This is a genomic window from Paraglaciecola sp. (assembly GCF_051252315.1).
In the GTDB taxonomy this organism is placed as follows: domain Bacteria; phylum Pseudomonadota; class Gammaproteobacteria; order Enterobacterales; family Alteromonadaceae; genus Paraglaciecola.
The window spans coordinates 1-2917 of record NZ_JBPOFP010000228.1 but is presented as its reverse complement, the minus strand read 5'-3'; the positions used below and the strand labels follow the sequence as shown (position 1 = coordinate 2917).

Annotated in this window: 2 protein-coding genes; both read left to right on the top strand. The window is 38.4% G+C overall.

Features of this window, described 5'->3' with window-relative positions:
- Positions 1 to 317, top strand: a 317-nt coding sequence (locus ACSHXM_RS21480) for a hypothetical protein (RefSeq protein ID WP_435692415.1), incomplete at its 5' end; no start/stop codon positions are given.
- Positions 318 to 345: 28 nt separating this feature from the next.
- Positions 346 to 2862, top strand: a complete 2517-nt coding sequence (locus ACSHXM_RS21475) for a GH116 family glycosyl-hydrolase (RefSeq protein ID WP_435692413.1) — start codon at positions 346 to 348, stop codon at positions 2860 to 2862.
- Positions 2863 to 2917 lie beyond the last annotated feature (55 nt).

Below are 2917 nucleotides of genomic sequence, written 5' to 3'. Positions count from 1 at the left end.
GGGAAGATCATCATGTTGAATTATATAATCTTCAGTCGGATATATCTGAAACAAATGATTTATCCAGTAAACATGAAGATTTGGCTCATGAAATGAGAAACAAGCTATTGACTTGGCTTAAGGAAATGAATACTCAGTACGCTGAAGTCGATCCTTTATGGGACGAAACTGCGTGGAATCAAAGGCTTGTTAATCATAGAAACAAGCTGATGCCGCGATTGGAAAAACAGCGTAAAGCCATGCTCGACTCAACATGGCAACCCAATGAAGATTGGTGGGGAAGTGAAATTATGAAAAGCGAAAGCGATGAAAAGTAAATGTTATTTATTAGCGTTTTCACGCTAAATGAGTCCAATTATAGAAAAACGAAAACAACATGACATGTTGAAAAATAAGGTAAATTTTAATAAAGTAAAGGTAGCTATGAAAAGTTTCATTATTAATTGTTTTAGAGTATTATGTATGTTGTTTGTTGGAGTTAGTATTTCTGCTCAACAAAATGAGTGGCCAGTATTAAAAACTTATGAAGGAGAATACACAAAACGTATCGCCATGCCAGTTGGGGGTATCGGTACAGGTACTATTTCATTAAATGGTCGTGGGGGGCTGCAGGATTGGGAGATTATGAATCGACCTGCCAAAGGTTTTAATCCATATTTTTTTAAGGGTTTACCTGTAAACCGTTTTCCGTTTTTTGCCATTTATATAAACAGCAACGATAATAAAGAAATTGTAGTTTTAGAGGGGCCCCTATCAGATTTGGACTTTGTAGGAAGTAATGGAGCCATTGGATCAAATCATGGGTTACCAAGGTTTGACACATCAGTTTTTCAAACAGCCTATCCTTTTGGTCAGGTTACATTGAAAGACGAAAAATTGCCAGTTGAAGTGACTGTAGGAGCATTTAATCCACTCATCCCTGGAGATACAGATAATAGCAGTATTCCAATGGCAGTTCTAAGTTATACTGTTAAAAATACTTCAGATAAACCCATGGTTATTTCAATTGCTGGTAACATTCCAAATTTTATAGGAACAAATGGATATGAGGGAAACCCTAAAAAAAATATAATTTCCTACCGGGAAGAAAATGGTATTAAAGGGCTTCATTACTCTTCTGATAGTATTGATTTAAAAAGTCCACAATGGGGTACATTTAGTTTGATTTCACTTAACAAAGGAAACACCACATACCGTACCAATTGGTCGCCCATAAAGTGGGGAGATACCACACTTGACTTTTGGGATGATTTTGGTGCAGATGGTTTGTTGGAGAACCGGTCAGATTATGGTGCTGATGCTCCCATGGGGTCATTAGCTACAAAGACCGATTTGGCCGTTGGTGAAACAAAAGAACTACGGTTTTTGATAACTTGGCATTTTCCCAATCGCACGACTTGGGTAAAGCCAGGGTTTCATAAGTATATACCTGGTATGGTTGGAAATTATTACGCTAGTAAATATGAAGATTCTTGGGATGTGGTCGTTAAAACAATACCACAGTTAGAAGAATTAGAAAATAAAACGAAAACCTTTATCAAGGCATTTATAGAATCTGATATGCCAGAAGTTGTAAAGGAAGCAGCTCTTTTTAACCTGGCTCACTTGCGCACACAATTAGCCTTTCGTACAGCTACAGGTCATCTTTTAGGTTGGGAAGGAACCTTTGAAAAAAGAGGTGCCGGATTCGGTTCGTGCAATCACGTTTGGAACTATGAACAGGTGACTCCTTTCTTATTTGGTGAATTAGCCAAAACTATGAGAGATGTTGAACTGGGATACGCCACTGCTGATAATGGATTAATGAGTTTTAGGGCATATTTACCTTTAAATTTAGCTCAAAAATGGGATCAAGCTGCAGCAGATGGACAGATGGGGGCTATCATGAAATTTTATCGCGAATGGCAACTTTCGGGAGATGATAAATTTCTTAAAAAGCATTGGTCGATGGCTAAAAAGGCATTAGAGTTTTGTTGGATAAAAGGTGGTTGGGATGCCAATAAAGATGGCGTTATGGAAGGTGCGCAACATAATACAATGGATGTGGAATATTTTGGTCCTAATCCACAGATGGGTTTTTGGTATTTAGGAGCACTTAAGGCGACTGAAGAAATGGCAAACTATTTAGGCGAAAAAAAATTCGCTAAATTTTGTAAGCTACTCTACAAACAAGGTTCTGAATTTATGGATGACAAATTGTTCAACGGGGAGTACTACGAACAAATTATAGAGCCTCCGATGGTCGCCGAAAACATTGCGCCTGGGTTGATGCATGGTAAAGGAGCAGAGCAATTGTCGAGTCCAGATTATCAATTAGGTAAAGGAGTATTAGTAGACCAATTCGTAGGTCAAGTCATGGCACATAGTATGGGATTAGGCTATTTAGCAAACAAAGAAAATATTAGAAAGGCTAATAAGGCGATAGTAAAATATAACCGAAGAGGAGACCTGTCGAAACATGCAAATTTTATGCGATCCTATGCTTTGGGCAATGAATCGGCACTCTTAATGGCAGGCTATCCGGCTGAAAGACCCGAGAAACCTTTTCCGTATTTCACTGAAGTAATGACCGGGTTTGAGTATACGGCTGCAGTCAATATGCTCTATGAAAATCAAGATGATATTGGTCTCAGAACTATGCAAGATGTGCGAAACAGATACGATGGAAAGAAAAGAAACCCATTTAATGAAGCAGAATTTGGTAATCACTATGCAAGAGCCATGATGGCATGGGGAGCAGTTTTAGCCATCACAGGGTTCAACTATTCCGCAGTCGACCAGTCCATGCAGTTTAATGCTACTAATGGAACCTATTTCTGGTCCAATGGTTACCAATATGGAACTATAAAAATTTCTAGTTAAGGAAACGGTAAAAAGGTTATGTTGACATTACTGGAGGGGACACTCACACTTAATT